Raw genomic sequence first — 21,873 nt, 5'->3', positions numbered from 1 at the left:
GGCGAGCACGGCCCGTCATCCCGGGCCCGACGGACGGAGCACCATGAGCCTCGGCTGGACCCTGCACGGAGACGGCACCCGCATCGGACCGGGCGACGTCGTCGCGCCCGAGGAGCGGCTGAGCTGGCCGCGCACGGTCGGCATCGGCATGCAGCACGTCGTGGCCATGTTCGGCTCGACGTTCCTGGTGCCGCTGCTCACCGGCTTCTCGCCCGCCACGACGCTGTTCTTCTCGGCGATCGGCACGGCGCTGTTCCTGCTGATCACGCGCAACCGGCTGCCCAGCTACCTCGGGTCCAGCTTCGCGTTCATCGCGCCGATCATCGCGGCGACGGCGTCGCACGGGGAGTCGGTCGCCGTCGGCGGCATCCTCGCCACGGGGTTGGTGCTGGCAGGGGTCGGCGTGCTGGTGCACTTCGCGGGCGCGCGGTGGATCGACGTCGTCATGCCGCCGGTGGTCACGGGCACGATCGTCGCGCTCATCGGGCTGAACCTCGCCCCGGCGGCGTGGGGGACCTGCACGGAGTCCGTCGTCGACGGTCAGATCGTCCAGACCTGCGACAGCGGGTTCCGCGCCGCGCCCGTGACGGCGGCGATCACGCTGGCGGCGATCCTCCTGGTCACGGTCCTGTTCAAGGGCATCCTGGGCCGACTGTCGATCCTGGTGGGCGTGCTCGTCGGCTACGTCGTGGCGATGATCCGCGGCGAGGTGGACTTCTCGTCGGTGCGCGAGGCGTCGTGGGTCGGGTTCCCGCACTTCGTCACCCCGTCGTTCGAGCCGTCTGTCCTGGGGCTGTTCGTGCCGGTCGTCCTCGTGCTGATCGCGGAGAACGTCGGGCACGTGAAGTCGGTGGCGGCGATGACGGGCCGCAACCTCGACCGCCTCACGGGCCGGGCGCTGCTGAGCGACGGCCTGGCGACGACGTTCGCGGGGGTGGGCGGCGGCTCCGGCACCACGACGTACGCCGAGAACATCGGCGTCATGGCCGCGACCCGGGTGTACTCGACGGCCGCGTACTGGGTGGCGGCGGCGACGGCGCTCGTGCTGTCGATGTCACCGAAGTTCGGGGCGCTCATCGCGACGATCCCGGCGGGCGTGCTGGGCGGCGCGACGACCATGCTGTACGGGATGATCGGCATCCTCGGCGCGCGCATCTGGGTGCAGAACCGCGTGGACTTCTCCGACCCGGTGAACCTCACGACGGCGGCCGTACCGCTGGTCGTCGGCATCGCGAACTACTCGTGGACGGTCGGCGACCTGGCGTTCGAGGGCATCGCCCTGGGGACGGCGTCGGCCCTGGTGATCTTCCACGGCATGCGGGGGATCGCCCGCTGGCGGGGCACCTCCCACGAGCCGGCGTCGCCGGCCTCCGTGCCCGCCGGGGACGAGGCCGGGCGCGAGGGCTGACGTCAGTTGTACTCGGCGCTGGTCTGAGGCTTCTCGCGCGGGATCGGGGTGATCTCGTCGGCCGGGAGGCAGCCCTGGACGTCCTGCATGGGGGTGTCGGCGGTGAGCAGCACCTGGTCCTCCTGCAGGGGCGGGCTGTTGTGGTCGCCGATGAGCATGTCGACGACGTTGCCGGTGCGGTCGTCGAGCACCAGCCGCAGGTCGGGGTACTGCGCGGCCAGGGTGTACGCGCGTGTGATGCCCTTGACCCCGAAACGCAGCTGGGTCGCCTCCATCGTGGTGCTCATGTTGCCCGTCGAGACGACGTCGAAGCCGCGCTCTGCGAGCACCTCGGCGTTCGCGCTGGCGATGCCGATGGTCTCCGACGCGTTGAAGACCCGCACCCGGGTGTTGTCGTACGACACCGGCAGCGCGCCGTCGGGCTGGCCGTCGACGGGCGGCAGGCAGGGCTCGGGCTGCGGTGCGGCGGCGGCCGGGGTGTAGATCGGCCGCGAGAAGGGCGTGTGGAGCGCGCCGGTGTAGGCGGCCAGCGCCCCGACCGCCGCGACCAGCAGAGCCGTGATGAGGAGCCCGAAGACGACGGCCTGCCGCTCGTGCTCACGCCGTCGGCGAGCCGAGCGTGCCGGTTCCTGGGCTGGTGATGTCACGCGAAGAAACTACCTGAGTTCACGTGGGCGGGCCGTTCCGGGCGCGTGGTCTCGGTCACCGGACCGTGAGCACGCGAGCGTGCAGCACCGGGCGCTGCTGCAGCGCGGCGCGCACGGCGCGGTGCAGGCCGTCCTCGAGGTAGAGCGTGCCCTGGTACTCGACGACGTGGGCGAACAGGTCGCCGAAGAACGTGGAGTCCTCGGCGAGCAGGTGGTCGAGGTCGAGCGTGCGCTTGGTCGTCACGAGCTCGTCGAGGCGGACCTGCCGCGGGGGCACGTCCACCCAGTCCTTGGCACGCACGTGCCCGTGGTCGGGGTACGGGCGACCGTCCCCCACGGCCTTGAAGATCATGCGCGCCATCGTAGGGGGTGAAGCCGTCCACGGTCGGGACCGTCCGCACACCGGTGCCGAACATGTGGTTGATCAGGGACTCAGGGACGGAATGCCTGCTCTACCACATGGTCGGCGTCGAGGGAGGGCATGGTGGGTTCACGCAGGGCGGCGCAGCTCCACGAGGTGTCGTGCGGAGTGCGCGACGAACGGGCCCTCCGTGCGGATCAGGTCGTGGAGGGTGTGCAGCGCGGGCCGGTAGGCGTCCACGGTGAACCCCGGGACCAACCACACGACCTTGCGCAGGAACCACACGACGGCGCCGACGTCACGGAACTCGACCCGGAGCCGTTCGGCGCGCAGGTCGACGAGCTCCAGCCCGGCCTCCCGCGCGGCGGCGACCTCGTCGTCGGGGTGCCGGCCGCGACGCACCTCGTCGGGCTGCGGCCCGAGGAAGTGCTCGACCAGCTCGAACACGCTCGCAGGGCCGACGTGCTGCGCGAGGTAGGTGCCGCCGGGTCGCAGCACGCGGGCGATCTCGGCCCACCGCGGCACCACGGGGTGGCGGCTGGTCACGAGGTCGAACGCGGCGTCGGCGAACGGCAGCGGGGCGGGGTCGGGCCCGGAGTCGTCGTGCGCGACGACGGCGACACCACGGGGGTGCAGGAGCGCGGTCGCGGCCGCGACGTTCGGCGGCCATCCCTCGGTCGCGACGGCCAGGCGGGGGAGCTCGGGGGCGGCGGCGAGCACCTCGCCGCCGCCCGTCTGCAGGTCGAGGGCGGCGTCGACGGTGGCGAGCCGTGCGTGCAGCAGGCCGGCGTAGCCCCACGACGGGCGCTCCTCGGTGGCGCGGCCCTCGAGCCAGCCGAAGTCCCAGCCGGACATCGGGGCGGCCACTGCCTCGGCGACGAGCTCGTCGAACGATCGGTCCATGAGCGCCATCGTCGCCGGGCGGTGCAGGGGCCGCCATCAGAATTCGGTCCTCGGCGGGCTGCCGAACATGTGGTTGGTCCGGATCTGGAACCCCGAGTTCCGGACCAACCACATGTTCGGCATCGAGGGGGGCCATGTTCGGCATCGGGGCCGGGACGGCGAAGGGGCCCGCCCCGGCGTACCGGTGCGGGCCCCTTCGTGCGGCGGAGGATGGGGGATTCGAACCCCCGAGGGCGTGAACCCAACACGCTTTCCAAGCGTGCGCCATAGGCCGCTAGGCGAATCCTCCTGGAGCAGCCGGCGCCCGTCGTCGAGAACGGTGCGCTGGCAGCCCCAGAAGCCTACCGGACGGTGGCCGGTGGCTGGAAATCGGCAGGTCGGGCGCGCTCGGGGACGCCGCGCGCGGCGCGGGTTTTCTCCTCGGCGCGGGTCTCGGTTAGGCTGGTGGCAGACCCCTCGTGCGGCATCATCTCGCCGAACTCCCCCAGGGCCGGAAGGCAGCAAGGGTAGGTGAGCTCTGGTGGGTGCGCGAGGGGTCCTTTGCGTCCCTGAGAGTGGCCCACGCCACACTTCTCGCGATGCGGACGCATTTTGGCTCGCATAGCGAGATTCCCGGGCGTCCCGCTTGGCGAAGGTCGATCGCGGATGGTCCTGTGGGGCCATGCCCCGCACCGCTCCCGCCGCACCGACGACCGCGCGCACCTGCCGTCGCGGCGCGATGTGCTGTCGCGCGGTGTCCGCGGGTCGAATGTGCGAGCTCGACTGACCTCACCGGCATCGTGCCCAGACGACGTCGTCGTCGCCCCGGTCCGCCCGGGACCCTGTTCCTCGCCGGCTCGAGCTGATGGCCGTGGCCGCCGCCTCACTTCCTGACCCTCTCACCCTGCCTGCCCTCTCCGGCGCCGCACCCGGCGCCCGCCCGGAAGGACCTCCGATGTCCCGTAGCACCACCCCCCGGACCGCCCGCACCACCCGTGCGGTCGCCGTGACCGCCGCCGTCGCCGCCACGACGCTCGCCCTCACCGCCTGCGGTGGCTCCGGCTCGGCCGAGAGCGACGGCACCCTGCGCATCGGCGTCGTCGGTGCCTCCGACGACAAGTGGGCCGTCTTCCAGGAGCAGGCCGAGGCCGGGGGCCTCACGATCGAGCTCGTCGACCTGCAGGACTACACCCAGGCCAACCCCTCCCTGTCGCAGGGCGAGCTCGACGCCAACCAGTTCCAGCACCTGCAGTTTCTCGCGGGCTACAACGTCGACGCCGACGACGACCTCACGCCGATCGGCGCCACCGCCGTGTACCCGCTGGCCCTCTACTCCACCGAGCACGACTCGCTCGAGCAGATCCCCGACGGCGGAGAGGTCGCGGTGCCGAACGACCCGACCAACCTCGCGCGGGCGCTCCTCGTGCTCCAGGACGCCGGCCTGGTCGAGCTCGAGGACGGCGGCAGCGCCGTCTCGACCGAGGCCGACGTGCTGCCGAGCTCGAAGGTGACCGTGACCCCGGTGGCCGCGGAGCAGACCCCGATCCAGCTCCAGTCGGTCGACGCGTCGGTGGTGAACAACGACTTCGTCGACGACGCCGGGCTCAGCCCCGACGACGCGCTGTTCCAGGACGACCCCGACTCCGACGCGGCCAAGCCCTACATCAACGTGTGGGTGACCCGCGCCGAGGTCGCCGACGACCCGGACCTGAAGAAGCTCGTCGAGATCTCGCACTCGGACGATGTCGTCGCTGCCGAGCAGGAGGCCTCCGGCGACACCGCCGTCATTAAGGACAACTCGCCCCAGGAGCTCCAGGAGATCCTGACCGGCCTCGAGGACGACATCCGCGACGCCTCCTGAGCCGCTGCGGCCGGGGTGGGCGGGCGAGCCCGCGCACCCCGGCCGCGGCGCTGTGCGGGATGGCGGCGCGACGAGAGGACGAACCAGGTGAGCGAGAGCAGGGTCGGGGCAGGGGCGGGCACGCCCGTGATCGAGCTGCGCGGTGTGTCGAAGGCCTTCGGCGAGGGAGACGGCGCGGTGCGCGCCGTCGACGACGTCTCGCTGACCGTGCGCGCGGGCGAGATCTTCGGCGTCATCGGGTACTCCGGCGCCGGCAAGTCGACGCTCGTGCGGCTGGTCAACGCGCTCGAGACGGCGACGGCGGGTCAGGTGCTCGTGGAGGGCGCGGACCTCACCGCGCTGCCGGAGCGGCGGTTGCGCGGCGTGCGTGCGCGGATCGGCATGATCTTCCAGCAGTTCAACCTGCTGACGTCGCGCACCGTGGCGGGGAACGTCGCCTACCCGCTGAGGGTGGCGCGCTGGCCCAGGGAGAAGCGGGCGGCGCGGGTGGCCGAGCTGCTCGATTTCGTGGGCCTGGCCGACAAGGCGAAGGCGTACCCGCGGCAGCTCTCCGGCGGGCAGAAGCAGCGCGTGGGCATCGCCCGGGCGCTCGCGACGTCGCCCACCATCCTGCTCGCCGACGAGGCGACGTCGGCCCTCGACCCCGAGACGACCCGCGACGTGCTCGGTCTGCTGCGGCGTGTGAACGCCGAGCTGGGGATCACGATCGTCGTGATCACGCACGAGATGGACGTGGTGCGGTCGATCTGCGACCGGGTCGCGGTGATGGAGCAGGGGCGCGTGGTCGAGCTCGGCGACGTGTACGACGTCTTCGCCGCGCCGCAGGCGGACGCCGCGCAGCGGTTCGTCGGGACGGCCCTGCACGACCGGCCCTCTCCGGAGGCCCTCGCCCGTCTGCGCGAGCGGCACCCCGGCCGACTGGTCACCGTCGGCGTCCGCGAGGGCGCGAGCACCGGCACGGACCTGTTCCGGCTGCTGCGCGAGCACGAGGTCGACGGCGCGGTCGTGTACGGCGGCATCAGCGAGGTCGGCGACCGGCCCTTCGGGTCGCTGACCGTCGAGCTCGACGCGCCCGACGAGCGCATCGCGGCGTTCCTCGCCGCGCTGCGCGAGCGGGCCGACGTCGTCGACCTCGGCACCGCCGAGCGCCCGCTCGACGACCCGCGGGCGTGGCGTCCCGCCGCCGGGCCGGCCGCGCCCGAGCCCGGCGACGAGCCCGGCGACCCGTACGGCGCCGCGCGTGACGACGTCGTGCGCGGCAACCTGCGCAACTTCGGAGGCGCCTGATGAACCGCGACTGGGACACCCTGTGGCCGCTGCTGGTCGGCGCGCTCGGCGAGACCCTGCAGATGGTCGCGATCGCGATGGTCGCCGGCGGGCTCAGCGGGCTGGCGCTCGGCCTCCTGCTGTACTGCACGCGCCCGGGCAACCTGCTGGCCAACCGGGTCGTGTTCGGCATCCTCAACGCGATCGTCAACATCGTGCGGCCCATCCCGTTCGTCATCTTCGTGACCCTGATGGGGCCGGTGACGCTGCAGGTGGTGGGCACGACGCTCGGCACCGAGGCGTTCATCTTCCCGCTGTCGGTGATGATGGCGTTCGGCACGTCGCGCATCGTGGAGCAGAACCTCGTCGGCATCGACCCCGGCGTGGTCGAGGCCGCCCGCGCCATGGGCGCCTCGCCGTGGCGCATCATCACGACCGTGCTGGTGCCCGAGGCTCTGGCGCCGCTGATCCTCGGGTATACCTTCCTGTTCATCGCCGTGCTCGACATGTCCGCGATCGGCGGCATCATCGGCGCCGGCGGCCTCGGTGACTTCGCCATCCGGTACGGCTACCAGCGCTACAACTGGATGGTGGTGCTGGTGACGGTCGCGGTGATCGTCGTCATCGTGCAGGTGGTGCAGTGGCTGGGCAACCGGCTGGCGCGCAAGGCGCTGCACCGCTGAGCGCGCCTCAGACGTCCGTGAGGCGCCGCCACTGGTGCACGACGACGGCGCACGCCGCGGGCGCGATAGCCGCCGTCAGCCACAGGGCGCCGGGTGCGATCGCGGCCGCGGCCTCCGGGCCGCCCGTCCCCGTCCACAGGGACGGCACCGCGTAGGGGAACCACGAGCCGGCGCCGAGCAGGACGACGAGCTGCGTCGTGGCGACCATGCCGATCAGGGAGCCGACGGTCGCGAGCGGGCTGCGGGTGGCGGTGGCCACGACGGCGAACGGCAGCGCGAGGCCCGCGCCGAGCGAGCCGGCCGCCAGCGCCCGCCCGGCCGCCGCCCACGCCGTCGGGTCGAACGGCTCCGCCACCGACGCCGCGGCGGCCGCGGACGCCGCGACGGTCAGGGCCACGGCAGCCAGCGCGCAGGCCAGCACCCAGCCCAGCACCACGAGACACCGGGCCAGCGCCAGCGTGCCGCGCGGGGTCGCCAGCCCGAACCAGGCGCCGGCGCGGCCGTCGGCGAGGGGCTGGCCGAACGCGGCCGCCACGCCGAACCCGCCGGCCATGAGGACGGCGACGGACAGCACCTGTCCGGCGACGACCAGGTGCGTCGTCGCGAGGTCGCCGGTGGCGTAGTCCGCGAGCTTCGCGGCGCCCGTGCCGGCTACCGCCCCCGACCGGGCCAGCGCCGTCATCCCCACCGACGCGATCGGGACGAGGAGGATGAGCAGCGGGGTGGCCAGGCGCTGCACGGTCGAGCGGCGCCAGGCGAGCGCCTCCGTGCGGAGCGCCGTCGCGAGCGAGGTCATGAGGCGCTCCCGGGTGCGGCCGCCGACTCGTCGGCGGCGAGGACCATGGCGAAGAACCGGCGCTCCAGGTCCGCCCCGCCGGGGTCGAGCGTGCCCACCACGCGGCCGCCGTGCACGACGACGACCCGGTCGGCCACGCGGGCGACCTCGTCGAGGTGGTGGCTGGAGACCAGGACGGCCGCGCCGGCGTCGGCACGCTCCCGCACCAGCTCGCGGACCAGCACGACGCCCTGCGGGTCGAGCGCCGACGTCGGCTCGTCGAGGACGAGCACGTCCGGGCCGTGCGCGACGGTGCACGCGATCGCCAGCCGTTGCGCGTTGCCGAGCGACAGCGCGCGGGCCCGGACCGCCGCCCACGGCGCGAGGCCGAGCCGGTCCAGCGTCCCGAGGGCGGCGGGCCCGACGTCGCCCCGGGGTACCCCGTGCAGCGCGGCGGCGGTGCGGAGGTTCTCGGTCACGGTCAGCGCGAGGTCCACGAGCGGGGAGCCGACGAGCTGGCCGAAGCGGCGCGCAGCGGCGGCGTCCAGGCGGGCGGGGTCCTGGCCGAGTACCCGCGCCGACCCGGACGCCGGGCGCAGCCGGCCCGCGAGCACGCGCAGGGCGGTCGTCTTGCCGGCGCCGTTGAGGCCCACGACGGCGACGACCTCGCCGTGGTCGGCGGTCAGCGACAGGCCGGTCAGCGCGGCACGGCGGCCGAACGCGTGGTGGAGGTCGGTGAGCCGGACGGCGGTGCGGGGCTCCGTGGCCGGCGCGCTCACGACCGCTCCCGTCCCGCGGCCGTCGTGCCCGTCGTCGTCGCGTCGTCGGGCGGCCCGAGCAGCCGGAGGGCGTGGGTGACGGCGTCGGCGAGCGGGCGCCCGTCGTCGGGCAGCGCGAGCAGGGCCGCGGTGGCCGCGCCGAGGCAGGCGGCCGCGGCGACCCGCGCGTCGAGCGGGGGTGTGCCGTCGGCGGCGAGACGGTCCGCGATCGCGTCCTCCGTCGCGCCGGTCGCGGCCACGACGGCGCCGCGCAGGGCGGGGGCGTCCCGCTGGAGCCGGGCGACGAGGGCGACGCGGCGCCGCGCGGTGGCGTCCTCGACCGGGCCGATCGTGGCGAGCGCGGCCAGCATCCCGCGCCGCACCCGCTCGAACGGCGGCAGGCCGCGTGGCTGGGCCCCGACCGCCTCGGCGATGAGCGGGTCGTAGGGGTCGGAGACGAGGACGGCGTCCTTGGTGGGGAAGTGGCGGAAGAACGTCATCTGCGTGACGCCGGCCGCGTCCGCGACCTGTGTCACCGTCGTCGCGTCGTAGCCCTGGTGCTCGAAGAGGTCGAGCGCGGCGTCGAGGATCCGGGCCCGGGTGCGCAGCGCGCGGGGGGTCGTCAGGGCGGCCATGGTTCGAGGATAGCCCAAATGTGAGTCACTCACATTTCCGTCGCGCGTGCAGGCGTCGAGGGGCGCGCCCACCCTGGGAGGGCCGACCCGACACCGCGGCGTCGTGCCGCGGTGGGTCGACGGCATCGAGGAGGTGACGACGATCGGTATCGGTACGACGACGGGCGCGGCCACCGCCGTGGCCGCCCGGGCCACGGAGCTGAGCACGGCCGAGCTGCCGACCACGCTCGTCGCGGTGAGCACGGCCACCCTCGCCCTGGGCGTGGTGTGCGCCGTCCTGCTCGCGGTGGACGTGGCGCGGCGGCCCCAGCCCATGGGGGTCATGAACGTGGTGTGGCCGGTGACGGCCCTGTTCGGCTCGGTGCTGTGGGTCGCGGCGTACCTGCGGTGGGGGAGAGCGTCGCCGCGCGGCGCGGACGGCGGCGACCGGCCGCGCCGTCCCACGGCGGTGTCGGTGTTCCTCGGGACGAACCACTGCGGCGCGGGGTGCACCCTCGGCGACCTGGTCGTGGAGTGGACGGTGCTCGCGCTGCCGGGTCTGCTGGTCCTGGGCGGGTACGACTGGCTGTTCGCCGACCGGATCTTCGGCACGTGGGTGCTCGACTACGTGGCCGCGTTCGCCATCGGCGTCGCGTTCCAGTTCTTCGCGATCGCGCCCATGCGCGGGCTGGGCGTCCGCGCCGGGCTGCGGGAGGCCGTCAAGGCGGACGCGCTGTCGATCACGGCCTGGCAGGTCGGCATGTACGGCACGATGGCGGCGGTGCAGCTGGCCGTGCTGCCCGCCGTCCTCGGCGGCCGCGCGGCCGTGAGCACGCCGGTGTTCTGGGCGGCGATGCAGGTCGCCATGCTGGTCGGCTTCGCCACGAGCTACCCGGTCAACTGGTACCTGCTGCGCGCGGGGATCAAGGAACGGATGTGAGGTCGCGCCCCGTGCGCACCGGCCTCGTGGCTGTCGGCCCCGGCGTCTAGAGTTGCTCCGGTGACCACCGCTCTGTACCGCCGCTACCGGCCCGAGACGTTCGCCGAGGTCATCGGCCAGGAGCACGTCACCGCACCGCTGATGCAGGCGCTGCGCAGCGGGCGCGTCAATCACGCCTACCTGTTCTCCGGCCCGCGCGGCTGCGGCAAGACGACGTCGGCGCGCATCCTGGCGCGCACCCTCAACTGCGCGCGCAACACCCCCGAGAGCCCGCTCGCCGTGCCGTGCGGCGAGTGCGCCTCGTGCGTCGAGCTGGCGCGCGGCGGCCCCGGGTCGCTCGACGTCGTGGAGATCGACGCGGCCAGCCACAACGGCGTCGACGACGCGCGCGACCTGCGGGAGCGGGCCACGTTCGCCCCGGCGCGCGACCGGTACAAGATCTTCATCCTCGACGAGGCGCACATGGTGACGCCGCAGGGGTTCAACGCGCTGCTCAAGATCGTCGAGGAGCCCCCGCCGCACATCAAGTTCGTCTTCGCGACCACCGAGCCGGACAAGGTCATCGGCACCATCCGCTCGCGCACCCACCACTACCCGTTCCGCCTCGTGCCGCCGGACGTCCTCGGGCCCTACCTGGAGCAGCTCTGCGAGGCCGAGGGCATCCGGCTGGGTGGCGGCGTGGTGCCGCTGGTCACGCGTGCGGGCGGCGGCTCCGTGCGCGACTCCCTGTCGGTGCTGGACCAGCTCATCGCGGGGGCCACCGAGGGCACGGTGGAGTACGACACGGCCGTGGGCCTGCTGGGCTTCACCCACGCGACGCTGCTCGACGACGTCGTGGACGCGCTCGCCGCGCGCGACGGCGCGTCGATCTTCCGCGTCGTGGACCAGATCGTCGCCACGGGCCACGAGCCGCGGCGGTTCGTGGAGGACCTGCTCGAACGGCTGCGCGACCTCATCGTCATCGCGGTGTCCGGCGACGCCGCCGACGCGGTGCTGCGAGGCCTGCCGCCGGACCAGCTCGAGCGCATGCGCGCCCAGGCGTCCCGGCTGGGGATGGCCGAGCTCTCGCGCGCCGCCGACCTCGTCAACACAGCCTTGACGGAGATGACCGGCGCCACGTCGCCGCGGCTGCACCTCGAGCTGCTCTGCGCGCGCCTGCTGCTCCCGGGCGCCGACGACGGCACGGTGGGCCTCGCCGCGCGGATCGACCGCCTGGAGCGCGGCGCCATCGCCGCGGGTGGTGCGCCCGTCGCGTCCGCGTCCGTCGACGACCGTTCCTCGGCGCCGGAGCCGGCGGCGGGGACCGTCTCCGAACCCGCGACGACGGGCGCGGCCGTAGGGGTGAGCGGTGCCGCCGCCGTCCGGGCCGCCCTGCAGGCGAGCCGGCGCCCGGCCGCAGAACCGGAGCCGGCCGCAGCACCGGAGCCGGCTGTCGAACCGTCGCCTGCTGCACCGGGACCCGCCGAGGCGGACCGGACCGATGAGGTGCCGCCGGTCGATCAGGAGCCGCCCGAGCTCGAACCGTTCGACGAAGCGCCGTCCGGTGAGCCGGAGCGCGTGCCGGAACCGGAGCCGGTCGAGGTCGAGCCGGTCGACCAGGCGGAACCGGAGCCGGTCGACGAGGCGCCGTCCACCGCACCCGATCCTGCGCCGTCGGCTCCCGAGAGCGCCGTCACCTCCGAGGTGGTGCGGAGGCGCTGGCGCGAGGTCCTCACCGCGATCCCGAGTCCGCGAGCCGCCACGTTCCTGGGCGAGAACGCCCGGGTGCTGACCCTCGAGGGCGACGTGCTGCGCCTCGGGTTCGCGCCGGCCGTCGTCGCGCTGGCGCGTCAAGGGCGCCCGGAGACCATCTCGGACGCCGTCTACCAGGCGCTCGGCATCGCGGTACGGATCGAGATCGTCGAGCTCGACGCCGGCCCGAGCCCCCGGGAGGCTGACGATGCTCCGGCCCGGCCCGACCCGGGTGACGATGCTCCCGAGGAACCCGACCGACCCGAGTGGCCCGACGTCCCGCCGCCCGGAGAAGCACAGCCACGCAGCGGCGTCACGGGCCGCGACCCGCGCGGTGGTGCGCAGGGTGCCGCGACGGTGTCCGCGGCCGAGGTGCCGCGCGGGGGCGTCGCGGTCGCCGAGCGGGTGGCCCCGGCACGGTCTGCGGCGGACGAGGCGGATGCCGCATGGCTCGCGGGGTCGCCCCCCGCCGCGGTCCGCACGGTGCCGCCGGAGGCCGCGGCGGCACCAGAACCCGCCCGGCCGGACGCGGCGGCCGCGCTCGCCGCGCCCGACACGGCCCCGCCGTCGTCCCCCGTCGCGTCGTCGCCGGCGGCGTGGTCCCCGGACGAGTCGTCCGCCCCGGTCGCGGAGCCCACCCCGGAGCCCGCGCCCGACCCGGGTCCGCCCGCCGCGGCACCCTCGGGGGCGCAGGCGGCCCGGCTGGCGGCCGAGCAGGCGCTCGCCGCATCCCGCGCCCGGACGCAGGAACCGGCGGCCAGGCCCGCGGCGGCACCGGCCTCCCCCGCGGCGGACTACGACGAGGCCTCCGACGACGACCCCGACATCACGGCGTCCGGCCTCGTCGGCGTCCCGCTCGTGATGAAGGTTCTCGGCGGCACGATCATCGACGAGCAGGCGGAGCAGCCATGACCACCGGAACGACCCCCGCCACGCTGCACATCGTCGCCGCGGTGATCGTCCGCGACGACGGGCGCGCGCTCCTCGTCCGCAAGCACGGCACCACCGCCTTCATGCAGGTGGGCGGCAAGATCGAGCCGGGCGAGGACCCCGTCGGCGCGCTCGTGCGCGAGTGCGCGGAGGAGATCGCTCTCGACGTCGACCCCGCTGCGGTCCGTCCGCTGGGCCGGTTCTCCGCGGTCGCCGCCAACGAGGCGGACCACGTCGTCGACGCCCACGTCTACGCCGTCGACCTGCCTGCCGGTTTCGAGCCCACCGTCCGGGCCGAGCTCGCCGAGCACGTCTGGGTGGACCCCGCCCGCCCGGTGACCACCCACCCGATCGCGCCCCTGTCCGTCGAGCTGCTCTCCCGCACGGCGGCACGGGCCGGTACGGGCACGTCGTGACGGGCGGGGCGCCGCGCGGCACCGTCCACCACCTCGAGCTCTGGGTTCCGAACCTCGCCCGTGCGGAACGGTCGTGGGGCTGGCTGCTCGGTGAGCTCGGCTACGCACCGTTCCAGTCCTGGGAGCACGGGCGCTCGTGGCGTCTCGGCACGGCGTACGTCGTCGTCGAGGAGAGCCCGGCGATGAGAGCCGGCACGCACGACCGCCGCCGTCCCGGCCTCAACCACGTCGCGCTGCACGCCGGCACGCGCGCGCAGCTCGACGCGCTCGTCGACGCGGCGCCGTCCCACGGCTGGCGGCCGCTCTTCGCCGACCGCTACCCGAACGCCGGCGGCCCCGAGCACGACGCGGGGTACCTGGAGGACGGCGACGGGTTCGAGGTCGAGCTCGTCGCCGGCTGACGCCACCGGCGGGTGGGGCGGCCGATTCGGCCCGGATCGCGTCGGCAGCTCAGTATCTGAGCGGCAGTTCGAACTGCCGCCCGGATCCGGAACTGCCGCGCTGATCAGGGCGGGAACGGCCGGTCGACACTCAGGCCGGCCCCGCCCTGGGGGGCGGAGCCGGCCTGCCTGTGTCCGACGGCGCGCTCGGTGCCCGTCAGCGCACCGTCAGCTCCTGCGTCGTCGTCCCCTCGCCGTAGTGCCCGTCACCGAGGTACTCCACGGTCACGGGGTGCTCGCCGGGTGCGAGGCCCGACGTCGGCACGTCGACGTTCGCCTGACCGTCGACCAGCTGCCCCGTGACGACCTCGTCGCCGAGGGTGACGCGGACGGTGCCGGTCGCGACCGGGGCGTCCTCCTCGGGGCCGGTGACCCAGGTGATCACCTTGGTGTCCTTCCCGGACCTCACCTTCGGCGGCGCGAGCTGCGCGCGCAGGGTGGGAGCGACGTCCCCGATCGGCGCGACCTGGATGTCGCGGTAGAAGATCCGCTCTCCCGCGCCGTGGTTCTGCACGCCCAGGAAGCCGCGGGACAGGTCCCGCGCCGGGTCGGTGCTGGTGAAGTCGTTGACCAGCACCCCGTTGAGGAAGACCCGGATGGTGTCGCCCACGACACGGATGTCGTAGGAGTTCCACTCGGGCACCGGATTCAGCGCCTCGGCGATCGCGTCCGGGTCGGCGCCCTGGAACGTGTAGATCGCCCCGGTGGTGCGGTCGGCCTCGTCGGAGGCGTCGACCTGGATCTCGTAGCCCTCGTTCACGGCCACCCACGGGTCGTTCCCCGGGTCGGGGAAGCCGACGAACACGCCGCCGTTGTCGTCCTTCACGAGCTTCCAGTCGAGCTTCAGGCTGTAGGAGCCCTCCAGCCCGTCGGTGTGCCAGAGCAGCCCCATACCGCCGTCGCTGCGCAGCACGCAGTCGTCCTGGCGGCCGAACGACCCGGCGCCGGCGAGGCGCCAGTCGCCGAAGCTGGCCAGCGTGCCGTCGAACAGCGCGGTGTAGCCCGCGTCCGGCTCCGTGGCGGTGCACAGGTCCGGGTCCTCGCCGAGCGACAGGACGTCGAAGTTGACGTTGCCGTCGTCGCCCTCGTCGAACCGCAGCGTGATCGTGTTGGCGCCGGCCCGCAGGTCGAGGTCGCGGGTGACGAAGTCCCACGTCTTCCAGTCCCCGGTGCTGGGCAGCACCCACGGGTCCACCTCGGTGCCGTTGACGCGGACCGACACGGACTTGTCGCCCTCGAACGGGTTCGGCCCGTTGGCGTAGCGCAGGTTGACGGGCTGGCTACCGGCCTCGTCGGCGGTCACCGTGAAGGAGACCCCGGCGCCCTCGGACTGGATGCCGTCGACGAACCCGGAGCCCGAGTACCCGTTGTGCTCGCTGTCGAGGCCCGCGGAGCCGAGCAGCACGGCCTCCTCGGCCTCGTAGTATCCGCGGTCGGCGGGTGCCACGTAGCCCGGCAGGCTGTTGAGCGTGTACCAGGCCTCGGTGTTCCACAGCTCGCGGCCGTCTGAGTCCCTGAACGGGCGCGGGGAGCGCAGGTGCACGACGCGGCCGGGCTTGAGCCCGTCGATGTCGAGCGTGACGGTCGTGTGGTCCTCCGACACGGCGGCGCTCGCGACGTGCAGCACCTCCTCGTCGATCTTCGGCCCGCCGTACTGCTGGGTGGGCACGTACCGCCACTGGTCGACGTCGTAGGCCGCCCCGGCGTCCTCCGCGATCTTCGCCACGGTCTCGTCGGACAGGGGCTGGCTGTACTCGAGCTCGAAGCCGCCCTCGCGGACGCGCACCTCGAGGATGTCGAACGACTCCTCGCCGTTCGGGGCGAGCTTCTGCAGGCCGTACTTCAGCTTGTTCGGCTCGCTCCAGTTGCCGGCCTCGCCGATGCCGCCCACGTAGATCGCGCCGTCGGGCCCGATGGTGGTGCGGTTGACCCCGGCCTCCAGGCCGGCGGTGTGGCGGAAGACGGCGCCCTGGTACTCCCCGTCGACCTTCTCCAGGAAGCCGCGCTGCAGGCCGCCGTAGGTGACGTCGCCGAAGAGCATCTGCCCCGCGAACGGCCCTTCGGTGAGCTGCACGGGCTCGCTGGGCGAGTTGCCGATCTCGTTCTGCGGGATCCACAGGACGGGCTGGGTGACGGGCTGGTCGTCGAACGGCCCGTCCGGGTTGGTGTAGTGGTTGAAGAACCGGTCCTGCTTGACGTGCACGAGCTTGGAGGCCGGCAGCCAGGCGCCCTGGTTGTCCGTGACGAAGAGGTCGCCCTCGGGCCCGAACGCCATCCCGTTGGGGGTGCGCAGCCCGCCGGCGACGTACGTGACCTCGCCCGTGTCCCGGTCGACCTTGATGCTGGTGCCGCGGTTCTCCGCCGGCTGCGGGTCGGTCGTCGCGCCGCCGTTGTTGATGGCGACGGAGAGGTTGACGTAGAAGAAGTCCTCGTCGTGCTGCAGGCCGAACGCGAACTCGTGGAAGTTGCCGCCGAACGGCCACCGGGCGAAGGTCTCGCGCGTGTCGTAGAAGCCGTCGCCGTCGGGGTCGGTCAGCTCGGTGAGGCCGTCGCGCTCGGAGACGAAGATCGAGTCGCCGACGACGTCCACGCCCATGGGGTTGAACAGGCCGTCGGCGACGGGGGTCGCGGTGACCTGGTCGGCGCTGGTCTCGCCCGTGACCTCGTCGAGCACGAAGAGCTCGCCGGTCCGGGGGTCGTCCTCCCATCCGGCGGGGCTCACGTCCCCGGACGTCGCGACGACGAGGTCGCCGTCGGCGGTCCAGTCCATGCCCGAGACCATCGGCTCGAAGCCCTCGGGCCGCAGGTCGGTGAGGTCGTAGGCCGGGTGCACGGCGTCGAGCGGGAGGCCGTCGCCGGCGGTGTCCTCGGCGCCTTCGCAGTACTTGGTGCCGGGGGCGGTGACACGGACGACGCCGGCCTCGGTGCTCAGCACGTCGTTCGGCACGACGGTGAAGGAGTCGGCGCCCGGCGGCCGCCACTCGAGGCGCAGCACCTGGCCGCCGCCGGCCTCGAAGAACTCGACGAGGAGCTCGTGGTACCCCGCGGTGAGGGTGACGGTGCCGTCCACCGACTCCTCGCCGTGCAGCCCGTCGTTGTCGACGACCACCTGGTCGTCGATCGAGAGCCGGGAGCCGTCGTCGCTGGTGAGCCGGAAGGTGTACTCGCCGTCGGCGGGCACCTGGAGGTTGCCGAGGGCGTGGGTGAGGAAGTTGTCCTCGAGCCCGAACTCGCCCGCCGTCGTCCAGTCGACGGTGGGCATGAGCTTGTCGACGTTCGGTGTCTGCCCGTCCTTGAGCGTGCAGAGGCTGTCGATGCCCTGCCGCAGGTCGTACGTCCGCAGCGTGACGCCGGGCTCCTGTGGGGGAAGGTCCTCGGCGGTGGCGGTGGGGAGCCCGGTGGCACCCGCCGCCGGGAGGGGGCCCAGCGCGGCCAGTGCACCGAGCACGGCCGTCGTGGTGAGCCCGGCTGCTCGTCGCCGGGCGGGGGACCGTCGTGGCTGCATGCTTCCTCCTCGAAGTGCGTCGTCCTCGACGTGACGTGAGCCTAAGGAGGGTTTTGACGAACGTCAATCAAAAGTTGAAGGAATTTCACGATAACTCGGTCGTGGGTGGACTCAGCCGGGTGCCTGGAGAACGGTCAGAGCCAGCCCTGGCCGCGGGCCACGCGCGCCGCCTCGTGCCGGTTCGTCACGCCGAGCTTCGCGACGGCGGACGACAGGTAGTTGCGCACCGTGCCGGGGGCGAGCGCGGCGCGCTCGGCGATCTCGTCCACGGGGGCGCCGTCGGCGGCGAGCTCCAGCACGTCGGCCTCGCGGGCCGTCAGCGGGGAGTCCCCGGCCGCGATGGCGTCCGCGGCGAGCTCGGGGTCGACGTAGCGCCCGCCGGCCGCGACCTGGCGGACGGCGTCCGCCAGCACGGTCGCCGGCGCCGTCTTGGGCAGGAAACCGCGCACCCCCGCGGACAGGGCCTTCTTCAGGTGCCCCGGACGGCCGTGGCCCGTCACGATGACGACCCGGCACCCGGGCTCGCGCCGCCCCACCTCCTCGGCGACGGCGATCCCGTCCGCCCCGGGCATCTGCAGGTCGAGCACGGCGACGTCCGGGCGGTGGCGCACGACGGCGTCGACGGCCGCCGGGCCGTCCCCCGCGACCGCGACGACGTCCAGGTCGTCCTCGAGCGCCAGCAGTGCGGCGACCGCGTCGCGGATGAGGGTCTCGTCGTCGGCGAGCACCAGCCGGATCATGCGTCATCCCTCCTGTCGGGCCCGGGCAGGCGGGCGGTGAGCGTGAACCGGCCGTCGGCCCGGTCGACGTCCAGGGTGCCGCCGACGGCGGCGAGGCGCTCCCGCAGGCCGGCCAGGCCGTTGCCGCCGGAGGTCGTGACGACGGCGTCACCGACGCCGTCGTTCGTCACCCGCAGGACGGCGGTGCCGTCCTCGACGTCCAGGCGCAGCACGCACTCGCCCGCCTCCGAGTGGCGCACCACGTTGGTCACCGACTCCCGCACCACCCACGCGAGGGCCTCGGCCTGGGAGACCGACAGCGGCGGTACGTCGCCCACCACGCGCGCCCTGATGCCCGCGGCGCGCAGCACCGAGCGCGCGCCGGCCAGCTCGGTCGCCAGGTCGGCGGCGCGGTAGCCGGCGACGACGCCCCGCACCTCGCGCTGCGACTCCTGGGCCAGCGCCCGGACCGAGTCCATCTCGTCGGCGGCGCGCGGGTCGCCCCGCCTCGCCAGGGCCGCCGCGAGCTCGCTCTTGACGGCGACCGCGGACAGCGCGCGCCCCACGACGTCGTGCATGTCCCGGGAGATGCGCAGCCGCTCCTCGGCGACGGCGAGCCGGGCGCTCACCTGGCGGGCGGCGTCGAGCTCGCGGATCACCTCCAGGCTCCATACGGACAGGCGCATCGTCCCGGCCCAGAACGCGGGGACGCAGCACGCCAGCACCGCGACGACGACGGAGCCCGCCACCGGGGGCGGGTCGGCCGGCAGCCGGACCGCGAGGATCAGCGCGCCCGTGACGACGACCCCGGCACCGAGCCACCGGACGGTGAACCGTGACGCGAGGGCGCCCAAGGTGAACGCGGCCGCCCAGGCGATCCAGAACGTCCTGGGGTCGATCGCGAAGAGGCTGTCGGCCGGGCTGTCGGGGTCGTACGGCGGCAGGATCGTCAGCCCCAGGACCAGTACGGCCGCTGTCGTCACGCCGAGCGCGACCGCGGCCCGGCGCGTCGCCGTCGAACGACGCAACGAGCCGCCGATCCCGAGGTGCACGACCGCGAGACACGACCCGGTATGGGCCAGGACGGCCATCGCCGCCACAACGAGCCACACGTCCGAGGCGGGCCACGAGCGGGCGCTGGTGACCGGGACCAGCGCCGCGAGCGGCTCGAACACCGGAAGGAGGTAGAGGCTGGACCGCGTATAGGCGTCGAGACGGCGCACGCCGACGGCGACGCTCGACGTCGGGGTCGGTGTCGTCACGGCGCCACCCTGCCACGTCTGGGCGTCACCGGCGCGGCTCCCAGCGCATCCACCGCCGGGCGGCGAGGACGCCGACGACGGCCCACGCGGCGAGCACGGCCACCGGCACCGCGGCGGCGGGGAACGTCTCGGCGAGGGTCAGCGTGCGGCCGCTCGCGTCGGTGCCCGCGAGACCGAGCCAGCACAGCTCGACGACGGGGCGCAGCGGCGTGAACCGCGCGATCTGGCCGAAGACGCCGTCGTTCGCCCCCGGCGCCGTGAACATGCCCGCGAACGGGAGCATCACGACCACCAGGGGCAGGGTGGTGAGCTGCACCGACTCGACCGTCCGCGACAGGCCCGACGTCGCGACGGCGAACAGGCCGATCACGGCGAGGCCGCCCAGCAGGCCCACGACCACCAGCAGCGGGTTGACCAGCCCCGGCGGGTCGAGGAGCGCGGTCACGGCCGCGAGGCCGACGAGGACCTGCGCGACGACGACAGCGGCCGCGGGGACGGCGGGGGCGAGCAGGATCTCGCCACGCGTGCACTCCCCGGTGAGCAGCCGCTGCAGCACCCGGTCCTCCCGCCGGGCGACGTACGCGGTGGTGAGGTTGTAGTACACGACGAACAGCAGCCCCATCACCACGAGCATGGCCAGGACGGCCGTGGCGGTGGTGGCCTCGTCGGCGCCCGCGCCGCCCGGGTCGGCGACCATGGCGAACGCCCCGACGAACGCCAGCGGCAGGAGGATCGCGTTCATGAGCGCCGTGCGGTTGCGCACCAGCAGGGTCGTCTCGGCGCGGGCGAGTGCGGCGATGCGGCGTCCGCCCGCGACGGCGGGGGAGCGGCGCGCGGGGGTGGTGGTGGAGGTGCTCATGCTGCCGTCCCTTCGGTGACGTGCGTGGTCCGACCGGTCTGGTGGTCCGGCGCACCGCCGGCCTCGGCGAGCGCCAGGAACGCCTGCTCCAGCGACGCCGGGCGGGCCTCCAGCTCGTGCAGTCGCAGCCCACGTTCGCGCGCCCAGAGCAGCACCGTGGTCAGGTCCTCCTGCAGGCGCTCGGTGCGCAGCCGGACCCGGCCGCGCTCCGCCGTCGGACCGCGGTCCGGGGCATGTCCCGTGCTCGGGACGCCCGCCAGCACCGGCAGGTCGTCCGGGGTGAGCACGAGCGGTGCGCCGCCCGCGTCGTGGGGCACGAACTCGATCCGCGCGGGCTCGGCAGCGACGACGTCCGCGACCGTGCCGGAGCGCACCACCCGGCCCGCGTCCATGATGGCGATCCGGTCGGCGAGCTCCTCCGCCTCCGCCAGGTAGTGGGTGGTCAGCAGCACGGTCACGCCGTCGTCCAGGAGGCCGCGCACCAGGCGCCAGGTGGCCTGCCGGCTCTCCGGGTCCAGGCCGGTGGTCGGCTCGTCGAGGACGAGCAGGTCGGGCCGGCCCAGGACCGCCAGGGCGAGGTCGAGGCGGCGTCGCTCGCCGCCCGACAGGCTCACGACGCGCACCTGGGCGCGGTGCGAGAGCCCGACGGCGTCGAGCACCTCGCCCGCCGGCCGCGGCCGGGTCAGCGTGCCCGCCCACATGCGGGCCGTCTCTGCCACGGTGAGGTCGGCGGAGAAGCCCGCGTTCTGCAGCATCACCCCGACGTGCGGGACGACGGCGCGGCGCTCGCGGTAGGGGTCCCGGCCGAGCACGCGGACCTGGCCCCCGTCGGCCGGGGCGAGGCCCTCGACCAGCTCGACCAGGGACGTCTTGCCGGCGCCGTTCGTGCCGAGCAGGGCGACGAGCTCGCCGCGCCCCACCTCGAGGTCGACGCCGCGCACGGCCTCGAACGCGCCGTAGCGGCGTCGCGCCTCCCGGACGGAGACGACCGGTCCGGCGTACGGCCTGTCAGTCGGTTCTGGTGTCATGGCTCCAGCCTGGCGAGCGGGCGTCGCCGCAGGTAGTGCCGCCGATCACCGGTTCGCGTGAGGGACGCACCGCGGGGCCGTGACGGATGTCATGGGCGCGTCGGGCGTCGGTGCCGGCACGTAGGCTGATCCCTTGTGTACGAGGGCGCAGTCCAGGACCTGATCGACGAGCTCGGCCGTCTTCCCGGCGTCGGGCCCAAGAGCGCGCAGCGGATCGCGTTCCACCTGCTCGCGGCCGACGCCGCCGACGTGCGGCGTCTGGCCGACGCGCTCACCGAGGTCAAGGCGCGCGTGCAGTTCTGCGAGACGTGCGGGAACGTCGCCGAGTCGGCCACCTGCCGCGTGTGCGCCGACCCGCGCCGCAGCGACGAGGTCCTCTGCGTGGTCGAGGAGCCCAAGGACGTCGTCGCGATCGAGCGCACGCGCGAGTTCCGCGGCCGCTACCACGTGCTCGGCGGGGCCATCAACCCGATCGAGAACGTCGGCCCCGACGACCTGCGCATCAGCCAGCTCATGTCCCGCCTGGCCGACGGCGCCGTCACCGAGGTCATCATCGCCACCGACCCGAACGTCGAGGGCGAGGCCACCGCCACCTACCTGTCGCGCCTCATCGCCCCGATGGGCGTGACCGTCTCCCGCCTCGCGTCGGGCCTGCCCGTCGGGGGAGACTTGGAGTACGCGGACGAGGTCACGCTCGGCCGTGCGTTCGAGGGTCGGCGGGTCGTCGGCGGCTGACCATGCCGCCGTCGGGCGGACGACCGGACACCGAGCGCGCCGGGGATCACGGC

The 21,873-nt window shown here is 74.1% G+C and carries 20 protein-coding genes, 1 tRNA gene and 1 other RNA gene; 10 read left to right on the top strand and 12 right to left on the bottom strand.

The features are described 5' to 3' along the window. Positions 1-43 precede the first annotated feature (43 nt). A complete protein-coding gene (locus EYB28_RS18585) occupies positions 44-1,408 on the top strand; it encodes a uracil-xanthine permease family protein (protein WP_166851038.1) in 1,365 nt (454 codons plus the stop codon). Between the two features lie 2 nt (positions 1,409-1,410). Here the strand turns inward: EYB28_RS18585 and EYB28_RS18580 are convergent, their stop codons facing one another. The 4 genes from EYB28_RS18580 to EYB28_RS18565 all read right to left on the bottom strand — a co-directional run bounded on the left by EYB28_RS18580 (position 1,411) and on the right by EYB28_RS18565 (position 3,608). Continuing rightward, positions 1,411-2,055, bottom strand: coding sequence for a LytR C-terminal domain-containing protein (locus EYB28_RS18580; RefSeq protein ID WP_166851034.1), 645 nt, complete (start codon positions 2,053-2,055; stop codon positions 1,411-1,413). Between the two features lie 55 nt (positions 2,056-2,110). Then, positions 2,111-2,407: a type II toxin-antitoxin system VapB family antitoxin gene (locus EYB28_RS18575; protein WP_166851031.1), complete on the bottom strand. Its 297-nt coding sequence runs from the start codon at positions 2,405-2,407 to the stop codon at positions 2,111-2,113. Positions 2,408-2,545: 138 nt separating this feature from the next. Further along, on the bottom strand, positions 2,546-3,319 hold the full coding sequence (locus EYB28_RS18570) for a class I SAM-dependent methyltransferase (protein ID WP_166851028.1): 774 nt from the start codon (positions 3,317-3,319) through the stop codon (positions 2,546-2,548). A gap of 204 nt (positions 3,320-3,523) precedes the next feature. Next, positions 3,524-3,608, bottom strand: a tRNA-Ser gene (locus tag EYB28_RS18565). Positions 3,609-3,766: 158 nt separating this feature from the next. Between EYB28_RS18565 and ffs the strand changes: the two genes are divergently transcribed. The 4 genes from ffs (at position 3,767) to EYB28_RS18545 (ending at position 7,108) form a co-directional block, all read left to right on the top strand. Next, positions 3,767-3,863, top strand: an RNA gene (gene ffs, locus EYB28_RS18560) — signal recognition particle sRNA small type. A 390-nt stretch (positions 3,864-4,253) separates the two neighbouring features. Beyond that, on the top strand, positions 4,254-5,159 hold the full coding sequence (locus EYB28_RS18555; RefSeq protein WP_166851025.1) for a MetQ/NlpA family ABC transporter substrate-binding protein: 906 nt from the start codon (positions 4,254-4,256) through the stop codon (positions 5,157-5,159). An 87-nt stretch (positions 5,160-5,246) separates the two neighbouring features. Next, entirely contained in the window at positions 5,247-6,446 is a 1,200-nt protein-coding gene (locus tag EYB28_RS18550) for a methionine ABC transporter ATP-binding protein (protein WP_304599257.1), read from the top strand. After that, positions 6,446-7,108 carry a methionine ABC transporter permease gene (locus tag EYB28_RS18545; RefSeq protein WP_166851022.1) on the top strand — a complete coding sequence of 221 codons (663 nt, stop codon included), beginning with the start codon at positions 6,446-6,448 and terminating at the stop codon, positions 7,106-7,108. The genes EYB28_RS18550 and EYB28_RS18545 overlap by 1 nt, the downstream gene beginning before the upstream one ends. Before the next feature lie 7 nt (positions 7,109-7,115). Here the strand turns inward: EYB28_RS18545 and EYB28_RS18540 are convergent, their stop codons facing one another. Genes EYB28_RS18540 through EYB28_RS18530 form a run of 3 tightly spaced genes read right to left on the bottom strand, consistent with a single transcriptional unit; the run spans position 7,116 to position 9,276 of the window. Then, entirely contained in the window at positions 7,116-7,904 is a 789-nt protein-coding gene (locus tag EYB28_RS18540; protein WP_166851019.1) for a hypothetical protein, read from the bottom strand. Continuing rightward, positions 7,901-8,662 (bottom strand): ABC transporter ATP-binding protein, encoded by a 762-nt coding sequence (locus EYB28_RS18535; RefSeq protein ID WP_166851016.1) that lies wholly within the window; start codon positions 8,660-8,662, stop codon positions 7,901-7,903. Before EYB28_RS18535 ends, EYB28_RS18540 begins: the two co-directional genes overlap by 4 nt. Then, a complete protein-coding gene (locus tag EYB28_RS18530; protein ID WP_166851013.1) occupies positions 8,659-9,276 on the bottom strand; it encodes a TetR/AcrR family transcriptional regulator in 618 nt (205 codons plus the stop codon). Before EYB28_RS18530 ends, EYB28_RS18535 begins: the two co-directional genes overlap by 4 nt. Before the next feature lie 103 nt (positions 9,277-9,379). Here EYB28_RS18530 and EYB28_RS18525 point away from each other — a divergent pair, with 103 nt between their 5' ends. The 4 genes from EYB28_RS18525 to EYB28_RS20175 are packed head-to-tail and all read left to right on the top strand — an operon-like array spanning position 9,380 to position 13,673. Further along, positions 9,380-10,195, top strand: a complete 816-nt coding sequence (locus EYB28_RS18525; RefSeq protein WP_240930648.1) for a DUF4396 domain-containing protein — start codon at positions 9,380-9,382, stop codon at positions 10,193-10,195. Between the two features lie 60 nt (positions 10,196-10,255). After that, entirely contained in the window at positions 10,256-12,838 is a 2,583-nt protein-coding gene (locus tag EYB28_RS18520; RefSeq protein WP_166851011.1) for a DNA polymerase III subunit gamma and tau, read from the top strand. After that, the gene (locus EYB28_RS20180) at positions 12,835-13,272 is read left to right on the top strand and encodes an NUDIX domain-containing protein (protein ID WP_205710962.1); all 438 of its coding nucleotides are present in this window, start codon (positions 12,835-12,837) and stop codon (positions 13,270-13,272) included. Before EYB28_RS18520 ends, EYB28_RS20180 begins: the two co-directional genes overlap by 4 nt. Next, positions 13,269-13,673 (top strand): VOC family protein, encoded by a 405-nt coding sequence (locus EYB28_RS20175; RefSeq protein ID WP_205710961.1) that lies wholly within the window; start codon positions 13,269-13,271, stop codon positions 13,671-13,673. Before EYB28_RS20180 ends, EYB28_RS20175 begins: the two co-directional genes overlap by 4 nt. Positions 13,674-13,869: 196 nt before the next feature. On the opposite strand, the gene EYB28_RS18510 is transcribed toward EYB28_RS20175, so the two are convergent. The 5 genes from EYB28_RS18510 to EYB28_RS18490 all read right to left on the bottom strand — a co-directional run bounded on the left by EYB28_RS18510 (position 13,870) and on the right by EYB28_RS18490 (position 21,085). Next, positions 13,870-17,217 (bottom strand): family 16 glycoside hydrolase, encoded by a 3,348-nt coding sequence (locus EYB28_RS18510; protein WP_166851004.1) that lies wholly within the window; start codon positions 17,215-17,217, stop codon positions 13,870-13,872. A 134-nt stretch (positions 17,218-17,351) separates the two neighbouring features. Beyond that, positions 17,352-17,957, bottom strand: coding sequence for a DNA-binding response regulator (locus EYB28_RS18505; RefSeq protein ID WP_166851001.1), 606 nt, complete (start codon positions 17,955-17,957; stop codon positions 17,352-17,354). Continuing rightward, positions 17,954-19,198 carry a sensor histidine kinase gene (locus EYB28_RS18500; protein WP_205710960.1) on the bottom strand — a complete coding sequence of 415 codons (1,245 nt, stop codon included), beginning with the start codon at positions 19,196-19,198 and terminating at the stop codon, positions 17,954-17,956. The genes EYB28_RS18505 and EYB28_RS18500 overlap by 4 nt, the downstream gene beginning before the upstream one ends. Before the next feature lie 25 nt (positions 19,199-19,223). Next, positions 19,224-20,057 (bottom strand): ABC transporter permease, encoded by an 834-nt coding sequence (locus tag EYB28_RS18495; RefSeq protein WP_166850999.1) that lies wholly within the window; start codon positions 20,055-20,057, stop codon positions 19,224-19,226. Continuing rightward, positions 20,054-21,085, bottom strand: coding sequence for an ABC transporter ATP-binding protein (locus tag EYB28_RS18490; protein ID WP_166850996.1), 1,032 nt, complete (start codon positions 21,083-21,085; stop codon positions 20,054-20,056). The genes EYB28_RS18495 and EYB28_RS18490 overlap by 4 nt, the downstream gene beginning before the upstream one ends. Positions 21,086-21,220: 135 nt before the next feature. Here EYB28_RS18490 and recR point away from each other — a divergent pair, with 135 nt between their 5' ends. Beyond that, a complete protein-coding gene (gene recR / locus EYB28_RS18485; RefSeq protein ID WP_166850993.1) occupies positions 21,221-21,820 on the top strand; it encodes a recombination mediator RecR in 600 nt (199 codons plus the stop codon). The last annotated feature ends 53 nt before the right edge of the window (positions 21,821-21,873 follow it).

This window comes from Isoptericola sp. BMS4 (genome assembly GCF_011634835.1).
In the GTDB taxonomy this organism is placed as follows: Bacteria; Actinomycetota; Actinomycetes; order Actinomycetales; family Cellulomonadaceae; genus Isoptericola.
This window is presented reverse-complemented; position numbering and strand designations above follow the sequence as displayed.

What these genes read in the sequence shown, in the direction of transcription:
- EYB28_RS18545 (WP_166851022.1), top strand. Translation starts at nt 6,446, where the DNA reads ATGAACCGCGACTGGGACACCCTGTGGCCGCTGCTGGTCGGCGCGCTC.
- EYB28_RS18490 (WP_166850996.1), bottom strand. Translation starts at nt 21,085, where the DNA reads ATGACACCAGAACCGACTGACAGGCCGTACGCCGGACCGGTCGTCTCC.
- EYB28_RS18530 (WP_166851013.1), bottom strand. Translation starts at nt 9,276, where the DNA reads ATGGCCGCCCTGACGACCCCCCGCGCGCTGCGCACCCGGGCCCGGATC.
- EYB28_RS20180 (WP_205710962.1), top strand. Translation starts at nt 12,835, where the DNA reads ATGACCACCGGAACGACCCCCGCCACGCTGCACATCGTCGCCGCGGTG.
- EYB28_RS18495 (WP_166850999.1), bottom strand. Translation starts at nt 20,057, where the DNA reads ATGAGCACCTCCACCACCACCCCCGCGCGCCGCTCCCCCGCCGTCGCG.
- EYB28_RS18555 (WP_166851025.1), top strand. Translation starts at nt 4,254, where the DNA reads ATGTCCCGTAGCACCACCCCCCGGACCGCCCGCACCACCCGTGCGGTC.
- EYB28_RS18540 (WP_166851019.1), bottom strand. Translation starts at nt 7,904, where the DNA reads ATGACCTCGCTCGCGACGGCGCTCCGCACGGAGGCGCTCGCCTGGCGC.
- EYB28_RS18505 (WP_166851001.1), bottom strand. Translation starts at nt 17,957, where the DNA reads ATGATCCGGCTGGTGCTCGCCGACGACGAGACCCTCATCCGCGACGCG.
- EYB28_RS18510 (WP_166851004.1), bottom strand. Translation starts at nt 17,217, where the DNA reads ATGCAGCCACGACGGTCCCCCGCCCGGCGACGAGCAGCCGGGCTCACC.
- EYB28_RS18585 (WP_166851038.1), top strand. Translation starts at nt 44, where the DNA reads ATGAGCCTCGGCTGGACCCTGCACGGAGACGGCACCCGCATCGGACCG.
- EYB28_RS18570 (WP_166851028.1), bottom strand. Translation starts at nt 3,319, where the DNA reads ATGGACCGATCGTTCGACGAGCTCGTCGCCGAGGCAGTGGCCGCCCCG.
- EYB28_RS18575 (WP_166851031.1), bottom strand. Translation starts at nt 2,407, where the DNA reads ATGATCTTCAAGGCCGTGGGGGACGGTCGCCCGTACCCCGACCACGGG.